This is a genomic window from Pseudomonas monteilii NBRC 103158 = DSM 14164, from assembly GCF_000730605.1.
Classification (GTDB): Bacteria; Pseudomonadota; Gammaproteobacteria; order Pseudomonadales; family Pseudomonadaceae; genus Aquipseudomonas; species Aquipseudomonas monteilii.
Genome location: NZ_BBIS01000072.1, coordinates 1 through 20,628, shown reverse-complemented (window position 1 = coordinate 20,628; position 20,628 = coordinate 1). Strand labels below are relative to the sequence as shown.

The window sequence follows — 20,628 nt, the reverse complement described above, 5'->3', positions numbered from 1 at the left end:
CCCTAAGGCAGATCTGACCAAGGCCAGCACATCCCTGTCAGATTGGTGGTCATAGGACCTGTTCTGTCCAACCTTGGCGCGACCACTCCATTTGGCGATGTCGAGTTGCGACAACCCTCCCATCTGCGCCACGGTGTTCAAATAGTGGCGAAACTGATGCGTCGTGATTTTAATCCTGCTGCCGTCCTGCTCAACATAGCCAAAACGATCAAAAATGCTGAGGACAGTTCTCGTGCCGGATAATCGCGCCTGGATGTAGCTGGTATCTGGTAAGACTACTACCCCACGATACGTCCCCCACACATCATTCAACTCGTTTAAGCGAGTTAAACAAAGCGCGTTACTGTACTTCAGAGAGTTCTTTCGGTCCGCCAGCGGAAAGTTTGCGGGTAGCATCGTCAAGATCACTCGCTCAATGTCGGAAAAGTGAAATCTCGGAGCATTTTTTTTCCGCGGATTGTAGGGGACTTGTGCCGCCACCCCCTGCTTTCTACACCATTCGGCCCCACGTTTTGTATGATTGCCATTGGGTGGCGGTGTGGCAAAGACAATGGCACTGACCTGTGCAGGGGTAATCAACGGCTGTCCACGTAGCGCCTCCAACTCCATAGGCAAATAAATGGCATGGGGATGCTGTTCATACCAACTCGCTACTTCCCGAGCAGGTGCGGAAATAGCCATTAGCTTGCTCACGGCATCGCGCGCAACACTGACCATCGACTGCACCACCCATTTAACTTGCGCCTTCCCGCCCTTTGAGGGCGACCAGCGCAGCCCGTACAGCCGTTGGTTTGTTTTCGAATCAAACTCTTCCACCTCACACTGCGTCGAAACGGAAAGCGCCTCGTTAATACGGCTCGGTGCCGAAGCCAGCAAGGCGCAAATGCTGCTGGTGAAGACATCCTCTGACGCCTTGGCGGCGCCAAAAATTTCCGCAATCGCAGCTAACGAGGCCGGCGATGGCAAGCGGGCCTGGCGCACAGCATCAAACTCCGGCCCGACGCGGCGTGCAGTATCCATCGGCATCCGAAGGGGGTTTCGCCATTGAATGGGCATCGCACAGAGCTGATGCTCAACCAAAAACTGCGAAATACGCTTGAGCTCCACACTTGCCATATAAGCCGATTGAGTCTGATAGCGCTCATTAAGTATCGCGCAGGCCCGATTAAAATGCCCCAATGTCGCTTTGATCGGAGTGATGCAACTCTCCGTTTCTTCCAGTGCGACAGCGAGGGAGCGGAGAGCAGCCAGTCGTGGACTGACGGTTGTGTACGCGCCCAACGCATAGTCATAGCGGCAGTAAGCTTTGGCAAAGTCTTTGTAAGGCTGAGGTAAACCGCGAGAGTCTTTTTGGCCTCGTCCACTGGGAAATCCATGAAATCGTATACTCGAACAAGAGTTGCGTCGCTTCAATCGAACAAAATTCGTGACGTCCCATGTATCCGCATCAAACACCAGATCACTGCCAAAAGCTGTCAGCTCCTCTTTAGCCAAGGCAATGAAGTCCCGCAAATTATCTTCGGCGATTTGCTCTACTCGCGGCTTGAATATAACTACGCGGTCATCCATAAGCTTGCGCCTTTATTTCACGGCACAGTTGAACCACTTCCGCCACCGCGAGCAGCGTTCGATCATTGATCGTCGCAATACGGGCATCGGGAAAGCGCTTGGCATCCTCCAACATAAAGTCCAAGACCGCCTCATGCGGTCCGTCCAGCCAAGGTTGAAAACACTGGCAGGTGTAACATGCGATAGGTGCGTTCAATCCGCAGAAACTATAGCTTCCACACGATCCCATTGGCTGTGCACTTTGGTCGATACGCAGATCGATAATTCGGCTGGAGCGATCTGCACCGCGAATCGCGTTGCGCTCATGGTCAACCAATTGACCTTTAAATGCTTGAGCCAACGGAGCCATGTACAGGGCTGTCGCCTTTTCAATCCGCATCGCGAGCTCAGGTGTCGCAGCGACATACACCGCCGCAGAGTCGGTTCGTGAATGGTCCAGCAAATCGGCAATAACCAACACCCCATGCCCTTCACGCGCAATGTTGGTCCCTACGGTACGCCGAAAGCGTATAGCGCACATGTTGATCGTGGCACCCGTGCGCTCTGAGCGGATGGATAATTGGTCCAAAGTACGCACCAACAATTTCCGTATATTTTCGCTGGTGCGGTGGTACCTGCTCCATCCTGGCTTGTCCGCCAAATATTGCGAGCGTGGCGGTAAAGGAAACAACGGCGCCTGCAGGGCGTCTGAAAACTCATCTGAGAACCGTTCCTTGATACGCATCGCGTAATCGAACAGTGGTCGGCCAATTTGGCTCACCAGCGCTCTTGGCTTGAGTTCCTGACGGATCAGTGGGTTTTGTTGCTTTGCCCGTGGGATGAACAGCATAAAAGACTCAGTTCCATCCGAAGCTAGAGAGCGCACTACATCACAGACTTTCAGAGCTGCAAATTGGATGGGGCGGGCCCCTAACGCAATGAACAACCAGGCGAGTAAGTAAGCCTCTTCATTCAAGCGCCCTGCGCCGTAAGCCTCATTCAAAGCATCTTGAATACCAACTTGCTCAATTAGCGTGAAAGGGCCCAACTCGGGATCCCAGGTCAAAACAGCAATGCCGGTTTCTCGTTTCCTGAGTTTTTTCCTGTCCAAGATGTACATCACGTCATCTTGCACACCTGGCAAGCCCAACGCATGCCACCGACGCAATAACGCAAAGACATTCCGAGTTCGAAAATTATGCGCGTCACAATGCTTCAACACGTCATTTCCGGCGATGGACTCCAAAGGCTCCAAGCCAGCCTCCTGCAACCGCAAGGCAAACGCTTTCAGCCCGGTGAAGTGCCCCATTAAGGTTCCGGGCGCTCTATTTTCAGCAAACCAAATCAAAGTTAAACGAAACGACGCCATGAACGCGGGGGTAAAATGCAGATCGGAAAAATCCATGCAGATTGAGTCCACCCCATCACGATAGGACCAAACAAGCTGGTTTGGGTCGAATAGGATGCCGCCTTTGCTCCTGACCATAGCTGGCAGTGAGGCATAAGCATCACCACGTACCATCACGATGGCTTTCTCTTGGGCTTTACTCATCGAGATAACCAGCGACGCGTAACTGCTCTTGCATATGCAATGACACTGCGGTTGCTTTCTTTTTAATATGACGCTGGTTATACACCACCGCCATCCCAGACGTTTCGGACCAGCCCATCAGGCGCGACCGTAGCTTTTGCTCTAGCACCGACGAAACGTTATTTTTGTCGATCGCCTCAGAAAAAAGATCGTTCCAGGTATGGCGTAGAAGATGGGGACAAAGATTTTCCGGTAAACCCGGACAATTTTGTCGCAAGGTAACAAACGTTTTATTCAACGCAGCAAGACTCATCGGCTTCCCCGACCCCGAGGCCACCCAAAGATATTCATGCTTACGCGCCCCACGAATATTTCTACGCATGGACATCACATACGTTCGGGTGAGTTCCGCCAGCTCCGTATCGAGCGCTAACAAGCGACCAGCCGTTTTAACATTGGGTTGTCGTAGCCGCGGATCCGCAGGATCATCCGCTCTTCTAGCGATTAACACCTCATTGGTCTGGAAGTTGATATCTGAGACTTTTACACCGAGTAACTCACCTCGCCGCACACCCAACGACAATAGCCAACGGATCATTAGGTAGTTTCTCTGGCGGGCATGTTCAAGACGCCAAGGATTACGTTCAGAATCCGGGTCGATTACTTGCTGCATCAAAGATAACATTGGTTCCGTTAATCCCTCTCGGGGCAAAATTCGAGAAAACCTATGTGTCGATGGCATGCGTGCTCTAAAGGATTTAACAACAAGCACTCGGAGCTTTTCCAACGCGAGAAAGTACGGGCTCTCTGCCCCGATTTTTAGTAGATGGCTGGTCGTTATCCAATCAAGGTACCGAGAAATGTACAAAAGCCGTATGACAGTAGTCGTAGTATGGATTGGCTGCAAACTAGGGCTAGAAGTCGACCATGCGGATATTGCTTCTGCATGCTGCAAAGTATTTATTTCCGCAATAGGTAGTTTGCAGGATCTAACGATGGACTCAACTTCATCCACCGTCAAAAGCTGACCACTCCACATGCGGGAGCTTATATCCACGTTTAATTCATCAAGGGTAATGAACAGGACCATAAGCGATCGAAGTGCTTGATGGAGAGTGCTCGTTGACAAATTAGCCGCTCGCAACTCCGCTAGCACCCAAAGGGTTGCGCTGTATAACGGCAGGCCGTTTTGGCGATAGCAAAGCACTGGAAAACGTTCGCCGTTATCAAACCTCACAACCTTGATCTTGTATGGATTCATTGTTTACACACCCATGAGGTGAACAATAATGAACCATAGCCTACGATGGATCTCTGCGCAAAAAACCAGTTACCCTGTTGATTCTACTAATCTATTTTCAATGTTATTTACTATAAAAAAGAAGTCATGCCTACTGCCGAAGCCCGCTCTCGGCGGGCTGGCGGGGCAGGTAGCTTCCCCTTACCTCGTGGCTTCCACATAGGTTCCAATAGTGGCCTCGTTCTTCCATTTTTGCACCATCTGAGCCGAGTCCCCCCAGAGCCACATAACCCCCACTGCCATCGGGAGAAGTAAGGTTGCATTTAGCTTCTTATGAAAAAGGATGAGGTCAAGCATCAGACCGAGGGCGACGGCGAATGCGGCAATAGCCCAAACGCGGTCAACGAAGAAATCTATTACTGCCATTCCAATGCCTCTCTCCACTTGCCCGTGTTTCGCGAGCGCTATAATCGGTTCTTCTTCTGCGTTCTCGGCCCCGGTTTTAGGCCAGAGCTTGGATGCAGCTGAGCGTTTACATGTCTCGTCTTCATGCCTGATGCTAAGCGCATCCTGTAAGTGCTATCAGAGCCCCCCTGTTCGGTGAGGCCCGTGGCTGGTCCTTGTTGGCCGGAGCCGGCCAACCTATCGGTACTACTCGGCGTAGGCGTCTAGTTGCTTCTTCATCTCAAGACGTTGCGCATCGAGCATCTGATTGAGCTGATCCGCTTTGAACACATCGAAGGGAGCTCGTACGAAGGCCAGCACCTCGATCGGCGCCGAGGACTGGCGCACGACCTTGCTCGACTGACCGGAGCTCGCGCTGTCTGGCAGCCCCAGCATCTCGGTACAGGCCCGGCTGGTGTAGTCGTAACACCCCACCTTCGCCTCACCTGCCAAAACAGCGCTCCGGAAAGAGACGCTCGGGAAGATGGTGGTACCACTCACAACCCCAGCCATGATCAGTACCAGGCCGAAGGCACTGCCCGCAAATGCGCGAAATGCCCCTACCAGGAATGCGAACAAGCTGACACCGGACGCAATGAACGAAATGGCTGGGGGATTTACTAACCAAGAGGCATGTTTCAGATCATCGGGGCTCACAGGAACCTTGAAGTTCAGGACGGCGGTGCTGATGGCAGCAAACACGACGTACAACACCAACGCTGCCAGGAAGACGCTCGCGAAGATCAGTGATCCCTCGCCTGCCTTACCCGGCGTGTGATCGAAGTAGTCATTGGAAGAATCGTGGTCACTCATGATGCTCACCTGCTTGGTTCGTAGTTGGGGGTGTGGGGAGGGTGTCGGTCTGGATTACCAAACCCTTGCGGATCTCTTCTTTCAGTTCCAGGCGCTGCGTATCGAGCATCTGGTTGAGTTGATCCGCTTTGAAAACATCGAATGGCGCCCGAAGGAAGGCCATCGCTTGGACAGGGATGAATTGGTGGACACTCGGCTGGGCCGACTGATCTGGGTTGGCTGCTCGACTGGGCAGCCCCAACATCTCGGTACATGCGCGAGAGGTGTACTCGTAACAGCCGATTTTGGCCTCCCCTGCCAGAACAGCGCTGCGTAAAGAGGCGCTCGGAGAAATGCCCCCAGTAAAACTGGCCATGAGTACGGCAACGCTGATAGTCATAGGGCTGATTAGTTGCAGCGCGAGCATGATGCTCAGCACCAACAACACCCCGTAGATAATGGGGAGAATCGAGGGGGCAGTTACCATCCAGGATGCATGCTGTAAATCCTCACCACTGACCGGTACCTTGAAGTACAGGGCGAAGATGCTGACTGCCGCAAAAATGCCGTACAGCCCTAGCAAGGCAACGAACAGCCCCCTGAAAGTCAGCTTCCCCTCGCCGGCCGTAGCACCGGCGCGAGCGAAGTATTCGCTGGATGAATCGAAGTCACTCATATTGCTCACCTACTGTGTTCGAATTCCGGGTTGGAAAGGTCCTGAGCTCTACAGCTTCAGGTCCCTGCGGATCTCTCGGGCCGACGGCATTCCGCGGTACCGGTGCACGGAAACCCCTACTGCTTTCATCAACTCGTCGCGGCGCCGGTCCTTTGCTTTGGCCTTCGAGCTGTTGTGCGTGGAGTCGTCGACCTCGACCAGCGCCACCGGCTTGAGCTTCTTGTCGCAGAGCAGGAAGTCGCAGCGGTTGTGGGCGACCATATGCCTTGCATGGTTCTTGTCGGTCATGGCGGTGGCCTTCACCTTGATGAAGGCACCGAACACCACCTGGGGAGCGATGACCAGGTCGTTGCCAACTGCCTCCCTGAGTCGCCAGAAGAAGTCCTGCTCGCGCTCGGTGAGCAGGGGGATGCACTGGTAGTGCTTGGTTGAATAGCCTTTGCGCCGCTTCAAGACCGCGACGACGAAAAACGCAAATGCAAAGGTGCAGATCAGCAGGATCGGGCCATTCATGCGCGAGGCATCCACAAGTGACATACATACCCCTATTCAGATTCTTAACGCGTACCAATACGCATAGTAGTTAAAAAAAGACGGATAGTCCGCCGGTGATATTGGTCAAGTTAATGTGATTTCAATCCAGATCGGGAGGTGCACCGCCGCCCTGTTTCTTCAACAAGCCTGCCCAGGGTATTGCTCGTTGGGTGTGGAAACGTTAGGGTGAGTCATCTCCTCCTAGCGACACGCTCGTGTCGTGCAACACCTCTCTACAAACCTCCCGTAGCCAAAGCAAGTCACCGTCCTGCAATCATGCGCGCCGACTTGACCAATCCCACAAACGAACTATTCGAAGCATGCCCGCCTGGCGCGATCATGAGCGCCAGCAACGCCGCTAGATGTGATCCTCCGAGAGGTGCCCGGTGACCGCCGGCAGCTGATGAGAGGGTTCGACACCCACCGCCCGCTTGCCCCGTCGAGAACCCCGGCCTTTCACCTCGCCCGCGGCCGCCGCCTCTTTCACCGCCCGGGCTGCCATGCCCTCATTGACCATGTCCAGAATTTCCTGAGACATCCGCTGCTGCACAATGCGAGAGTTCCCCATGCGGTTGTTCGCATCGGTACGCTCGGCATCCGCAGCCTTTGCCCATTCCCTCAGAACGTCCCGGGCCTCGCCGATGCTCCCCTTGATCTTGACGAAGATCTCGAACATCAGCGGGTCAATGGATACGGATGACTTCCTGGACACGCCTCCCGCTTCACGGCGGTAGAAGATCCGGATGAAATCGTCAGCCATGCCAGCCCCCAGCACTGATCAGTAGGTAGTCCATCAGGCCACATCCAGGTGAAGGTCACTGACCAGGCGCCAGGTGATATCTGGGCAACCGATGAACAAGCCGCCATGCAGGCGGCCCTGGCGAACCATCGAAGCCACGGTGTCGGCCGCCTCGGATACGGAGACACCGACAACGCCAGCGATCGCCACCGCGGTCAGTGCGGCATGCCGCAGGATGGCCAGCTCGATGCGCGACTCAACCACATCGCCTTCGAACAACAGAGCGGCATCGGCGCCGACAAGCTCGACCACTTTGGAGTGCGCCCCCGCGCCGGTGGTAGCAGCGAAGGAATCGGCCTCTTGTTCAGGGCTCACAACCAGCACGAGCCCCCCTGCTTGTTCGGTGTGCTTCGCCACAGGTCGTACCGCTTCACCCACAACCCCAGCGGCCTCGCAGTAACGCAGCACTGCCTGGATCTGCTCATTCACCTCAATGGATTCCATCGCACGGGTCAGTGCCACGTACAGCAGGTGGAGTTCTTGGCGTAACTCAGGGGTATCCAGCACCAGCGGCAGGCCGGCATCGGTGATCAGGTTGAGGAAGTCGCTCAGCAGTACGACCTGCGGGAACTCCAACCCTTTCGAACGGTGGGCAGTGCACAGAGTGACGGTCGTATCCTTGATGTCGCTGACGCAGGCATCCTTGATGCGCTGTACCAGGCTAGGGATTTGATCGCCGTACTGCTTGGCAACACTGATGAGGGCGTGGATCTCTTTGTCATCGGTGTCGTTGGCATAAGCTTCCAGATCCTGGAGCGAGCGGAACGCACTGAGCAAAGGATCGCGTAGACGGACACCCGTGTTGGCGCGCAGGTGGTGCACTTCAACCAGCTTGTCGAACGGGTACTCGTTGACGCCACCCACGAAGTGAAGACGCTGGCCTTCCAGCAACTGGACCGCACTGGCGAACAGCTTCGCATTGGTGCGCCCGATGATCGCGTAAGGCTTGGTGCGGTCGACGGCGAATCGGGTAGTCAGCTCATGGCGCGAACTGCGCACTGGGTCCTGCTCGCCGGCGAACTGACGCAACAGCATGGTGGCGAGCTCGGCAATGCCGGCGCCATAACGGTGGCTCTCGCTCAGCGTTACGACTTGATCGAACTGCGACGGCTCGAAGGTGTTGTAAGCACCTCGGAAGCCGAAGATGGCTTGGAAGTCATCACCGGCCAAGCGCAGTGGGCAGCTCTGGCGCAGGATCACCGCTGCAAAGACAGGATTGGTGTCCTGGTACTCGTCCAGCAGGATCTGGTCGTAGCGGTGGCTCAGGTCCGGGTCACCCAAGCTCCACAGTTTCAGGTAGCCGTCGTGCGGCATACGCAGGGGGGTGGATTCCAGAAACTCTGCTCGCTCGGCTTGGCTTTCGCCGCACCCACGAGACCACTGACGCAAGCGCTGCAGATCCGCCCAAACATGCTTCGCCCATTCCGCAGCCTTCTGACGGTCATCGCCAACGATCTTTGTAGGCACGTGCGCAGCCAGGATCTCCCGATCTGCCGAGACCATGAAGTTGTGCAGAGTGACGTACAGGTGGCGAGCAAAGGCCATGGGGATCTTGTACTGCTTGGCCAGTTGGGACGGATGGAGATCATCCTGCTTGCCAGTCTTCTTGAACTGGCCACCAACTTCCCAAGCAAGCCCATGACTGGTCCTGGTGGTGACGTTGGAAGGGAAGCGAGCAGCTGCGTCCTCCTTGTTGGCCTTGCCAAAGGTGACATACAGCAGGCGCTGGTCAGGGAAACGCAGGGCGTGCGCGATGAGCAGCGAGGTCTTGCCGCCCCCCGCCTTGGCGCGGATTAGCAATCGCTTGGCAGTGCTGCCCAGGGCAACAGCCTGGTCTGTGTTTGGGGTGAAAGCTTTCGCGGCCATTGCCGGCCTCCTTGAGGTGCGAGTGGTTGATCAGTCGTCTTTGTTTCTGGAGAAGTAGTTGAAGCTGTCTTTGAACATGTCGTGGCTCTCTTCCTGATCCATCAGCGGAACCTTCTTGCTGCGCTTCGCGTTTGGATCTGCAAACAGGTTGAAGAACACGACCATTGGGATGCTGGCTGCGACCACCAGGAGCAATGAGCCCGCGAACACCCAGCCACCAAAAGCGCGGCGGGCGTATGCAGCAAACAGACAAGCCGCTACAGCCAGAGCAATCGCTCCAACGCCCTTTCCAACCTGTTTCATCACACCGTACTTGCTCATTGCGGCGGCTCCTAAGCACAACCATTTATGGCTCAACGATACCTATAGATTTGCATGGATGCAAGACAAATTATAGTTCCGCGTTACGAATGCGGGCATAAGCATTTATGGATACTGGCAAGGCAAAGCTCCGGGTGCGAGCACAACCATTTATGACCAGGGGCAGGAAAAGCGTGGCTCAGGTGCATAACCATTTATACCCATACCAGCCCATAAAAGCCGGCCCCGGGGGCACCCACACTCCGACCAGGGATGGGAAGGAAGCCTGCAGGCAGAGTGCTGGCATGTAGGGAGCTGAGAGACATGAAGGGAATGAAGCTCCCTCCCCAGCGAGAGACAGATCAGAGAAAAGCAGCTCCAAGCAACCCGAGCTGAGACGGACCTGACCGGGTCACACACCGCACCAGATGAGCAGCCAGGCCCAGCATCGCCAGACAGGTCCTGTATCGCCACCACCGCCAGCCAAGCGTCACACGCCGCGAGCCGGATCACACACAGCCTGCTCAGATCCAACACCACCCGCCACCGGGCGCCACCCATCGCACTCTGCCAACCTGGTCAAACAGCAGCACCGGGCAAGCCAATGGTCGCGAACCGCCGCACAGATCCCACGGTACCCACCACCGACTGCTAGCGATCATCAGAGGCCAGCTGCAGGATCAGCACCGAGCTTCTGCACGGCGGCCGCAGCCCCCGTCGCATCCTTCTCAGCCCGTCGCTCTCCTCCCCCGTCAGATCCTTCTTGGGGTCGCCACCGACAGCTGGTGGACTGTATTGCTAGGCGCAACCGCAAGGTCTCCCGGCAGGGCCGGCCTGCTGAGACAGAGAGGCACAAATGGTTATGCTGTCGAAGGAAGCAAAAGCGTCAAGCACGCACCGGCAGCACAGACATCGGAATAATGAAATGCCAATGCGACAGCGCAACAAGAAGAACCCAAACTAGCGATGGCACAATTCACCAAATAGAACTGGCGCGAGAACAACAGGGCGGCACCTCACAGATTCGCACGTGCATGAGAAGACGTAGAAGTCGCAGTGGAATAATGGAGATGAAGAAGAGAAGAGAGAAAAGAGAATCTACAGCGGCAGAATGAGCTCAACGCCTCGCAGGCAGAAGGAGCCGGTCGGCGCAGAGTCACAAGCGGCACAGACAGAACTGGCAGGCAAACAACAGACAGCAGCACGGACGGACACCCAAACCAAACTTGCACAATGGGGCGTGGCACAACGGGCAGCTGCAAAAGAGGCTCTGACACAAGTGCCGGAGCCAGAACGAGATCTATGGTGCGACCGGAATAAGAGAAAATGAATGAAGGAAATAAAATTAGATTAAGGGGATGGGCGCGAGGCGGCTCGGATCCAACACCGCCCGGCCCAGGTAGAATTCGGCCCACCACCGAATGCGAATGCAAGTCTCCGCAACCAGATCACACTGCGCCCAGCAAGCCCGGGTTCTACTTGGCCAAACCACCGGTAGGCTTCTGGCCCGCTTAACCATAGCCGCGGGTCTCACTGCGCATAACACCGGTTTGCTTCTAGTCCGCTTTGCCCATAGCCCGGTTCCTACTTGGCCTGACACCGCAATGTTTCCGGTTCCGCTCAGCCACAAAAAAGGCCCTGCCGACGTTAATCGACAAGGCCTTCGTGAATCAGATTAAGGCTTACTCGTCCACGTCGAGCTCTCCTTCAAACTTGGTTTCGATCTGGTCCAGCATGCTGCCCACCAATGTCTCAAGAGAAGACAAATCATCCTCGCGTGCTTTGAGCGTTAGCTTTACGCCATGACTCATATTTCGTACTCGTTCGTGCATTTCCGCTCTAAGGTCAAAGAGCTTGGAAACCCTCTCGCACAGGATCAGTACCAGCTTGTGGTTCGGCTCGAACTCCCGTGCACGCTTCACTCTCTTCGTCAGCCCTTTATGACTCACGTTCGTGGACATCCATTTTCCCTTGCCGGCCTTGAGCTTGCGGTACACCCGCACGAATGGCCTGGATTGACCTCGGTGCTGGTTGAAATCGATCCCTATGCGCCCCGTCTGAAACGGCTGCATGACGTAGAGCAATTCGCCCATGCGCACCAGGAGCTGATCGATGCGGATCAGGTAGTCGACGGCGGTGTCGACCGACTCTTTGCCTTTGCGCCGCAGCTCTTCGAAATCGTCGATGGAGGGGGGGTTGTGTATAGCCATTGTTTAAGCGTTCGCCGGGGGGTTGTGTATAGCCGCGCCGAGGGGCGCGTTCTGGAGAATTTTCTTTGTGCTTATCCAGTATTGTCAATACGTGTTATGTATCTTAGACTCGCCTCAATGCATACAGGGCAGTAGCTACTGCGTACTGATCTGTAGGTACTGCACACTGTGCAGTGCGCATCATTAACCCCTCTAAGTCACTGGTTTATATAGGTTTAATTCCATGAAAGGTCGCGTAGCAATCGGTTTGGATGCGGGTCGTAGCGCCATTAAGGTGGTCGCGTATCACGAAGGTAAGCGCACTGAGGTCATGTACCCCACCCTGGCGGTTCCTGCCGTCGAACTCACCGACCCAACGACTGCCGCTCGCGCCAAAGCCGAGACCGAGATTGTCGACGGGAAGGCATACTTCACCGGCGATACCGCTCGCCTCCAGGGCAACCTCACCTCCTCTATTGGCTTGAACGACAATTGGACGGACACCCCGGAATATCTGGCTCTTATTCAGTCTGCTTTTACCCGGCTCCGTGCCAAGGGCGTTCAAGGGATTGATGAAGCATTTGTCATCATCGGTACTCCGTCTAAGTTGTTCGGCTCTCGCAAAGACAGTCTGGTTGAGCGCACCAAGAAAGCACTACCTGATACTGTCGAGTTGAAAGCGCTCCCTCAGCCAATGGGTGCTTACTGCGACTACATTTTGGATCAGTCAGGGATCCCAGTAGAGGAATTGATCAATGGCGCGAACGGAAGGCCAAAGTCCTATGGCGTCATTGAGGGCGGCCATTATTCGACTGATTTCCTTCTGATGCGGGAAGGTCAATACATTGAGCGGGGTGCTGACTCTTGTGCTGGTATGAGTGCTGCTGCAGAGCAGTTGCGTCGTATCCTCGGTAAGCACGAAATACAAGCCAGCCTTGTCGAGTGCGAGGAGTCGTTCAGCACTAAATTCCTTTTCCAGTTCGGCGAGCAAATTAACATTGAAGCCCAAGTGGCCGAAGCTCAACAGCATGTGGTTCAGGAGGTTATCTCTAAGGGTAACTCGTTGTTTTCCGATGATGCTCGCTCACTTAATGGCATTCTGGTTGCTGGTGGAAGTGCCGAGGCGATCTACGGGCGTGCTAAAGAGGTATGGAAACACAGCATTCTGGTGAAAAACCCTCGCTGGGCTGTTGCTGATGGTTTTGCTCGATATGCCCTTGGCCAAATCATCCGTAGTATCGTAAATGCGAATGCCAAAAGGATGTCCGCTGTAAATGGCTAAGTTAATTCGTGTATATGACCCTAATGAAACTGAGCGAAAAATCAATCTGAACATCCCAGAAGATGTTTGCCCAGGTTTGCTGGAGTTCATGTCCGAACTGCCATACGGAAAAGACACACCTCTAATCAGGGGTGTCTTTTACCAATGGTTTCTGAGCAACAATGCGGCCGGCACCTTAGACCAAGCTCTCAATGCCGCACTTGCTGGGCCAGGGGGCATGATTCCGACCGGCCGCCAATCCAGGCGTGAAAGCGCAGAACCGCCAGCTCGCAAAAAGCGGGTACCAAAGCAGCGGGAGGTCACAGCCAGACCTGGAACGGTCAAGGCCTCTGAGATTTTGGTTCACCCAGAACCTCAAGCTCCAGCGGCTCCGGCTATCCCGCCACACGTTGCCGAGGAGGTCCACTCTCCCCGGCAACCCGAGCCGGTAGCCGCTCCGGTTGGTGATCCATTGCAAAGTGGGGCGGATGATGTCCAGGCAGAACGCGTACAGACACAGCCAATCACTCCCCTATCCAACCCCATCCATAGTACGGATGTTCAGGAAGCGAACATCGACCTGCAGCCTCAGCAGCTCCCAACCGCAGGTACCCCGGATGAGGTCCACTCATTACCTGCCGCCCAAGACGCAACGCCGACTGAGCCAACACTCGTGCAGATGGCAGCATTGGACGCGATGGGCGATATGTTCTAGCCCCACAGGAGATAAGTTGAAAGATGAAAATTGGTTCCAAACTGTTGACAGTGGCTCAGCGCATAGCGGCAACCACTACTGACTTAGCCCTTGTCTCACTGGTACTAGGAGGATCGCTAGCGCTTCTAGTTTCCATCATGGCGCACAACGCGCATATCGATATGTCGGGCCCGTTCGACGCTGCCACTCCGGGCCTTAGCTGGACTGAAGGGGCTGCGCTGAGCCTCGCTCCGTACTTCCTTGTTCTGTTGCCTTTGGTGTGGTTGATCTATGAAGCAACACTGACCAGGACCTGCCAGGGCACAACGGCCGGTAAGCTGTTGTTCCGGGTCAGGACCATCTCTCTCACAGGCAATCTGGCTACTTGGCAGTGCATACTCCGCACCACCTTGAAGATCATGTCCGTCTTGCTTTTGCTGAGCATCGGTCACCCGCTCGCACTGGCCGGGGTGCTGGCTGTCTACGTCGCTGTTCCAGTTTTCACTGTGAAAACCCAGTTCATTTTCGACCTCCTGGCATCCACAACCGTAGCAAAGCGAGGAATGTGAGCTCCCCAGATTGTATGACCGGCCTAAGGGCCGGTTTTTTTTGTCCAGAGGAAAACCTGTTTATCAGTCCATGTTCGACATCACCTGAGGCAAAGTTAACGGATACTCCCACTGGAGAAGCCAGTCAGGTCCGAGGTCGCGAAGCCTCCTTTGTAGTCAGCAACACGGTAACGGGTTAGCGCATTACCCACATACCGCCTGATATCTCCGCTCCCTAATGCATCCCCTGTGTTTGCCTCTGTGTTCTCGACTCGGTGATGCACCGCCAGTTTTGAGATCAGACAATAGTCGAGTCCGGGCTTCTCCCAGGAACTGACAACACAGCTGGACGATTAGGTCGAAGCGGTTATCCCTCAGGTCGCTCACCACTACGTGAGCAGCGCAAATGACTTCCCCGGACATAGGTCCTTACATAGCAGCCAGGTGCAACTGGTGGGGATTCGCAAGCTAGCCAAGCAGGACGTCGTACTGCTGTCGACTATCCTAATGGCGATAAAGAGGTGAGCTCAGTCTTGGTAACGGTGGATTCTCCACCTACAGCGCCGCGGCAGCTGTGGTTACCAGGACTGGGCTCTTTGTATATCAAAGGCCCAGTTTTTTTGTCTGTCGTTGGCAGCCCGGGCTGTCGGCTTCTTACCCTAAGTCGTGAGTTACCCTGCCTCTCTCACGATTCCCAGTGACGCTAGGCCGCCCACTGACCCACACCTCCTCTGCCCTCCTCTTGTCCTGCTACACATCTCCGTGTTTTGTACGTAGACCAACACCGCGAGCTTCTGATGGGGATTTAAGGAATTGCCCAATCCCGCATCGATGCGCCACTCCACTTTCGGCACAATCATTTTGCTACTAGCCTGGAGCACCTCACCCCAGTATTATAGTTACATGTTATCAAGACTCCTGAGGCCTCCACGTGATCAACAAAGCAATCGCCGCATTAGCTGCCACCTGCGTCATCATCGCCTTACCAGGCTGTGCCGCAAAACCAATCACCGTTGAGGAAGGCTCGGTACGCGTTCAAGCAGCTCAGATCAACGCACGGCTTGTGGATGGCTTGACAGTAAAGGCTGTAACCGAAGACGCCGCCCTGGCTGATATGACTGCGTATGTGAATGAGGCTCTCAAGAAAGCTGGCTACAACCAGACTGCGGGCGATGCCAAGGTCACCTACACAATCAGTGAGGTCTATGCGGGTCCAGCCTCAGAGTACAAAGAAGCCCATACTGCCGTTGGCAATGCTGTGGCTACGGGCGCGTCCGTGGCTGTCTCTCTCACGACCTGCTTACTGTTGAGCAGTTGCAGTGACCCCGGAGTACTGGGGAACAACGTCACCTCAGGCCTAACCGCAGCATCTGACGCTGCACAAAACACCAACGGCCAGAACGTCGACAACCTCGCTGGAACGAACCTGGTAATCCACACGGTTTGCCAAAATTTCCGGGGCTGCGCCAGTTCAGCTGCTGTGTCGTCAGATCCCTCGATGACGCTGGATGATCTGCGTATGCAAAACGCTAAGCTGGGTATTCCTCGCACGATGAGGTTCGGCGAATAACGCTGGTGCCGTATGCGACCGGCTGCTTGGCAGCCGGTCTTCAGGGTTTGCGCCCTCCCCCCTCACTTCTCCTCTCCCTCACTTCTCCTCTCCCTCACTTCTCCTCTCCCTCACTTCTCCTCTCCCTCCTTTGCTCATGGACCTAACCAAGGGCATCAAGATTCAGCTAGTACGTTATGCATCTCCCGTTATCAGGCCTCCCACCGTTCCGGTGCAGGTCACGTTTCCAGGAGATCGCAACATGGCAATGCGCATCATCACGGGCCCAGAGGCTCAGCAAAACTCAGCTGCATGGTTTGCCTGGCGAAGTGGAGGGATCGGAGCTAGTGAGGCGCCCCAAATTATGGGGACGTCGAAGTTCCGAAGCTCATACGAACTCTTCCGTCTCAGGCTAGGCATTGGACCTCCCCCGCCAGCGAACCCCTTTGTCGATCGAATTCGCGCTAGGGGCCATCAGTTGGAGCCCGTAGCAAGGGCTGCCTACGAAAGGCACACCGGCAGCACCGTAACGCCCATCATCGCTGAAAGTGACTCAATACCGATCATCCGTGCATCGCTAGATGGCTTCGACCCCTTCCAGCAGATCCCAGTTGAGATCAAATGCCCCGGGGAGACTGCTCATGGGCTTGCACTCAAAGGAATCGTCCCACCGGAATACATTGACCAGGTTCAGCACCAGATCTTTGTTGCTGAAGCCCGCTTCGCTCATTACTACTCCTTCGACGGATCTAACGGGGTGCTGCTCAAGGTCCCTAGAAATCAGAAGCGGATAGATCAAATCCTCAAGGCCGAGCTCGACTTTTGGGACCGGCTACAAACAGGAAAATGGAGCACTGATGAATGGGAGGCTGCAGCGGCCGCCTGGCAGCAAGCAAACCGGGTCCTTCAGGAAGCCACTGCTCGCGAGGAGGCAGCCCGGAGTGCTCTGTTATCGCAGATGCCCCCAGGCCGCAAACGACATCAAAGTGATGGTGTTTCTGTTCTGCTTTCCGCACGTAAAGGGAAGGTCGACTGGCGTGCCTTGCTAAGGGCACACGGTGTAACGCTGACTGAAAGCCAAATTGATGCCTACAGGAACCCCTCTGTAGAGAGTGTGATTGTTCGGGATCAGTTGGGTGCCCCCCTGAGTATCCCTGCGCTACCGGCGGTGAAGAACCCACACACTGTTCCTCCAACCGCACACTCTGGCCAGCCAGCATCTCAACCAACGACTCAAGACCTGAAGAGGGATTTCATCTTCTAACGCCACACAGCCCCCGGAAACGGGGTTTTTTTTGCCTTCTGTTTGCACAGCCATGTGCAGCATCACCTTTCATAAGGTAAACCCAGGAGAGCGAATGAAACGTATCAATAGGCATGTATCCACCTGGTTTGTCACAGTCTTTATTTACATTGTGTTAGTGGCAATGACAGATGTGGCGAACAAGCTAACGCTGTTTGGTTTGACAGTCCTTATATGTTTTCCGGTAATTGCCTGGTGGAAAACAGGGGATTTTACATACTGGCCAGCACTCCAGCCTCAGTCAAACCCCTCGGAATTTAGACCTCGCAAAACATACGAACAAAGAGATACAGAGCAACCTCAGCGCAAGCGGGATACGCCTAAGCCCTATGACCTGAGCGACATTCCATACCCCCCCAAAAGAAGCAGCGCCTCAAGCCTCAAGAGCCTCCCCCAAAGCAACGGCATAAGCCCACGCCCGACAGTAAAGCAGCCTAATGTTGCTCAGTGTGCCATCCTGACAAAAAGGACCACGCAACCGAGCAAAGTAAAGGCTGTACCTGTAATTGGATCTACCGGAGACCTGTTCGAGAGCGAAACCAGCATGGTAGACACCTCAGACGACATTCTCATTGTTCCTGATGGCGATGTCTTTCTCTAACTGCACCACATAAACCAGCGCCTTATTTAAGGTGCTGGTTTTTTTATTCCACAAATAAACTACACTTTCGATACGCCATTCCTTAACCGCATTTTTGCAGACGTAAAATCGTGCATACCAAATTTTGCACGCATTAAAGTTAGCTTGCTACGGAACTTTTCTGGCGCCGATTCGTTGACCCCTCCGACATCACGTCCCTATAATTTGACAAACAGCGCCAATCAACGGACTGCCAATCAACGGACTAGATAGGGAATAGGGATACTGTATGTCTTTCAGCTTTGACACATACCAGGGAGCTACGGAAATTGGTCTTTCGTCGCTCGGATGCCTTTCAACAGATGGCAAGCCACATTGCCCGAGATTCAATAAAAGCTGCTCCAACAAGTGCGCGTCGAAGTGCATGCGCAAAGCGATGACAGACTTCCCAGAAGCTAAGACGGAAATTTTGCTTGCAGGTGTCGTCATCGCGTCAACTTTTGCATCTGATGTCACAGAGGTTCGTGCGGCACTGTTCGGCTTCGAACAGGCAATCCAGCTGACCTGTATCTGACCCCTCCTGCCTCACCAATCTCATGCCTGCGTAATGCACAGTACAACGATTGAAACCTGCCAATCTTCCACATACGCGTTATGGATTTGATTGACGTTATCTGTCACGTACGTATAATCAATAAAGGCGACCCTATGTGGCCGCTACCAGAGGTAATGCTTCATGATTCACGAGTACTCCCCAATCGAGATCGGCCTGGACGCCCTTGGTGTTGAGCCTGGTCAGAACCCCAGCACAGTGTTTGGGGTGGATGACCTCAACAGAGCGGACCAGATGCGGATAGTAGGTGAGCGGATCGAGCAAGCGATGAGTGCCTACCCTGAGATCAAGACTGAGATCTTGGCTGCCGGCATCAATGTCCTCCTTGATGTCTCCAGTTCTCTGGCGCAATTCAGGAGTGTCGCTCTCCCTCAACTGGATCGATCTGTGGATACCGTGGCTGCGTAGGATTGATAAATCAACGAGCCCTTTATGGCAGTAGAAAAGTTTGATGCCCTGGAGCAAGAAACTGCTTCAGGGCTTGCACTAGGCACCGACATCGAGCATCTCCCCTCCTCCGAGCCTTCCGGCCCTCCCTCGACCTTCGAAAAGCTGTGCGGGACTTACATCTCGAACACGGACCGATCGCGCACCTTTGTAAACCGCTTGGCCTACGAGATGGACCGCGATGAGCGCGTCCGCAAAATCTGCAGGGTGAAGCTTCGGCAGAACAAGTGCGAACTCACAGATTTTGATGAGGTCATGCAAAGGACGCTTGAGGTCTTCTTTGGCTCGATGCTGGCAAAAATCGAAGATCAAGACGCTGTGTATGCCGTTGTCTACGCAGTAGCGCATAACGTAAGTAGAGAAGTCCTCCGGGACCGCCAGAAGCTACTGATCAATCATCGCTCCATCGAGGACATGGAGGAAAAGGGTGAAGAGCTGGAGCAGGTCGGTCTTGCCGACCAGGTAGAAGTAGACCACGATCGAGATATCGATACAGAAGCTGCCACCATCAAAATGGCCGCAGCACTTAAACGAGTGATCAACGGAGAACAAACAGTGGCCAGTTCCGGCATTTATGCCATGGATCAAGATCCAATGGTGCGCCTTGTACAACCTAAGCCTTCGGACGAAGAGCACGAGACGGACACTACGTCACAAACCAAACCAGCTGACGCTAGCAGCAAGCGTCCTCGCGGCGGCAGCCGTGCCGAGCTTTCGGCAGATCAGCAAGAATTGGTCAAGATTGGCTCTGACCTGGGCTTGCGCAATCAAGATTATGCCTTTGCCCTGGGTATCGGTCTCCCTCGCCTATCCTCCTACATTTATGGTCGTACAGCGTCGGTGCCGGATGAAGTAATGGAAAAGGCTCGGGGACTTCTGGCAGAAGAACCGCACCGCAGGGAACGCCTTAAGCGTTTCGACCGAGACATGAGCGTCATTCTGACCGATTGGATGAAACGCCTCGGTACCAATGACGACGAAGACATGGGCACCACACTTGGGGTGACCAAAATGACGATTTACCGGTGGCGCAACAACGAGACCAAGCCCGATGCCACGGCTCTAGCCCGGTATGAGCAGCGGATTGACTACGAAATTCGTATGAGAAAAGCTGTAGAGCAGCGGCTTCAAGGTAAGCGCTCTTAAATATAAACCCGCACATATGCGGGTTTTTTTATGGCCCAAAAAAACCGGCCTCTGCGGCCGGTCTTCAGCTGAGGAGCTAGGCTTGCTTAGTTCTTCCATCCTTCAACGACATCACCGCCCCACTGCGCTTTCCACTCTTTCAGCTGCCGGTGATTGCCACCTTTGGTCTCGATAGTCTCACCGGTGTGTGGGTTCTTGTAGACTTTGACTTCACGTGGCTTGCGCTGCTGGCGATTGCTATCAGGGCTTGTAAACGATTTGCGCTGGACCGAAGCCGGATCGAGAATAGCGATTACCTTGCCCAAATTCGCATCGTACTCTTGCATCAAGCTCTTGAGCTTCTCTTCGAATTCAATTTCGCGCTGCAGACCAGAATCATTCTTCAGCGCTTCCAGGGCAGAAAGTTGCTCTTGCAGAGCTTTTTCAGCAGCGCGAAACTCAGCCAGCTTGCTCATGTGTAACCCTCAATGATGTAAGATTCGGAAAAGTAAATATAATTAATCTGTATAAAAAATTACTATACCTTAGGTACAGCGCATTTTCTACTGACTCAACGGAATTTCTATGA

At 54.4% G+C, this 20,628-nt stretch carries 20 protein-coding genes; 9 read left to right on the top strand and 11 right to left on the bottom strand.

The window, feature by feature from the left end; all coding sequences use genetic code 11:
• The 10 genes from PM2_RS28085 to PM2_RS28040 all read right to left on the bottom strand — a co-directional run.
• The coding region (locus PM2_RS28085) for a hypothetical protein (protein WP_042132616.1) at positions 1–1,569 on the bottom strand (1,569 nt) is incomplete at its 3' end.
• Positions 1,562–3,100 (bottom strand): site-specific integrase, encoded by a 1,539-nt coding sequence (locus PM2_RS28080; RefSeq protein ID WP_023662021.1) that lies wholly within the window; start codon positions 3,098–3,100, stop codon positions 1,562–1,564. The genes PM2_RS28080 and PM2_RS28085, both read right to left, overlap by 8 nt.
• Positions 3,093–4,340, bottom strand: a complete 1,248-nt coding sequence (locus PM2_RS30500) for a tyrosine-type recombinase/integrase (protein ID WP_028700034.1) — start codon at positions 4,338–4,340, stop codon at positions 3,093–3,095. Before PM2_RS30500 ends, PM2_RS28080 begins: the two co-directional genes overlap by 8 nt.
• A 630-nt stretch (positions 4,341–4,970) precedes the next feature.
• Complete coding sequence (locus PM2_RS28070) at positions 4,971–5,576, bottom strand: hypothetical protein (RefSeq protein ID WP_004577617.1); 606 nt, start codon at positions 5,574–5,576, stop codon at positions 4,971–4,973.
• Complete coding sequence (locus tag PM2_RS28065; RefSeq protein ID WP_004577618.1) at positions 5,569–6,231, bottom strand: hypothetical protein; 663 nt, start codon at positions 6,229–6,231, stop codon at positions 5,569–5,571. The genes PM2_RS28070 and PM2_RS28065 overlap by 8 nt, the downstream gene beginning before the upstream one ends.
• Positions 6,232–6,279: 48 nt before the next feature.
• Positions 6,280–6,744, bottom strand: a complete 465-nt coding sequence (locus PM2_RS28060; RefSeq protein ID WP_004577619.1) for a DUF2726 domain-containing protein — start codon at positions 6,742–6,744, stop codon at positions 6,280–6,282.
• Positions 6,745–7,123: 379 nt separating this feature from the next.
• Positions 7,124–7,525, bottom strand: a complete 402-nt coding sequence (locus PM2_RS28055) for a hypothetical protein (protein WP_004577620.1) — start codon at positions 7,523–7,525, stop codon at positions 7,124–7,126.
• A gap of 33 nt (positions 7,526–7,558) precedes the next feature.
• Entirely contained in the window at positions 7,559–9,430 is a 1,872-nt protein-coding gene (locus tag PM2_RS28050) for a UvrD-helicase domain-containing protein (protein ID WP_004577621.1), read from the bottom strand.
• 30 nt (positions 9,431–9,460) lie between these two features.
• Positions 9,461–9,751 carry a hypothetical protein gene (locus PM2_RS28045; RefSeq protein ID WP_004577622.1) on the bottom strand — a complete coding sequence of 97 codons (291 nt, stop codon included), beginning with the start codon at positions 9,749–9,751 and terminating at the stop codon, positions 9,461–9,463.
• Between the two features lie 1,661 nt (positions 9,752–11,412).
• Positions 11,413–11,940 (bottom strand): hypothetical protein, encoded by a 528-nt coding sequence (locus PM2_RS28040; RefSeq protein WP_004577623.1) that lies wholly within the window; start codon positions 11,938–11,940, stop codon positions 11,413–11,415.
• A 223-nt stretch (positions 11,941–12,163) separates the two neighbouring features.
• Here PM2_RS28040 and PM2_RS28035 point away from each other — a divergent pair, with 223 nt between their 5' ends.
• The 9 genes from PM2_RS28035 (at position 12,164) to PM2_RS31425 (ending at position 20,060) form a co-directional block, all read left to right on the top strand.
• A complete protein-coding gene (locus PM2_RS28035; RefSeq protein ID WP_004577624.1) occupies positions 12,164–13,201 on the top strand; it encodes a ParM/StbA family protein in 1,038 nt (345 codons plus the stop codon).
• Positions 13,194–13,895, top strand: a complete 702-nt coding sequence (locus PM2_RS28030; RefSeq protein WP_004577625.1) for a hypothetical protein — start codon at positions 13,194–13,196, stop codon at positions 13,893–13,895. The genes PM2_RS28035 and PM2_RS28030 overlap by 8 nt, the downstream gene beginning before the upstream one ends.
• A 23-nt stretch (positions 13,896–13,918) precedes the next feature.
• Complete coding sequence (locus PM2_RS28025) at positions 13,919–14,443, top strand: RDD family protein (RefSeq protein ID WP_004577626.1); 525 nt, start codon at positions 13,919–13,921, stop codon at positions 14,441–14,443.
• 910 nt (positions 14,444–15,353) lie between these two features.
• Positions 15,354–15,992 (top strand): hypothetical protein, encoded by a 639-nt coding sequence (locus PM2_RS28020; protein WP_004577627.1) that lies wholly within the window; start codon positions 15,354–15,356, stop codon positions 15,990–15,992.
• Between the two features lie 241 nt (positions 15,993–16,233).
• On the top strand, positions 16,234–17,235 hold the full coding sequence (locus tag PM2_RS28015; RefSeq protein ID WP_004577628.1) for a lambda-exonuclease family protein: 1,002 nt from the start codon (positions 16,234–16,236) through the stop codon (positions 17,233–17,235).
• A gap of 94 nt (positions 17,236–17,329) precedes the next feature.
• The gene (locus PM2_RS28010) at positions 17,330–17,875 is read left to right on the top strand and encodes a hypothetical protein (RefSeq protein ID WP_004577629.1); all 546 of its coding nucleotides are present in this window, start codon (positions 17,330–17,332) and stop codon (positions 17,873–17,875) included.
• A gap of 403 nt (positions 17,876–18,278) precedes the next feature.
• Complete coding sequence (locus tag PM2_RS30900) at positions 18,279–18,428, top strand: hypothetical protein (protein ID WP_154670349.1); 150 nt, start codon at positions 18,279–18,281, stop codon at positions 18,426–18,428.
• 162 nt (positions 18,429–18,590) lie between these two features.
• On the top strand, positions 18,591–18,875 hold the full coding sequence (locus PM2_RS28005; RefSeq protein WP_004577630.1) for a hypothetical protein: 285 nt from the start codon (positions 18,591–18,593) through the stop codon (positions 18,873–18,875).
• A gap of 24 nt (positions 18,876–18,899) precedes the next feature.
• A complete protein-coding gene (locus PM2_RS31425; RefSeq protein WP_004577631.1) occupies positions 18,900–20,060 on the top strand; it encodes a hypothetical protein in 1,161 nt (386 codons plus the stop codon).
• Positions 20,061–20,146: 86 nt separating this feature from the next.
• On the opposite strand, the gene PM2_RS27995 is transcribed toward PM2_RS31425, so the two are convergent.
• Positions 20,147–20,515 carry a histone-like nucleoid-structuring protein, MvaT/MvaU family gene (locus PM2_RS27995; protein ID WP_004577632.1) on the bottom strand — a complete coding sequence of 123 codons (369 nt, stop codon included), beginning with the start codon at positions 20,513–20,515 and terminating at the stop codon, positions 20,147–20,149.
• Positions 20,516–20,628 lie beyond the last annotated feature (113 nt).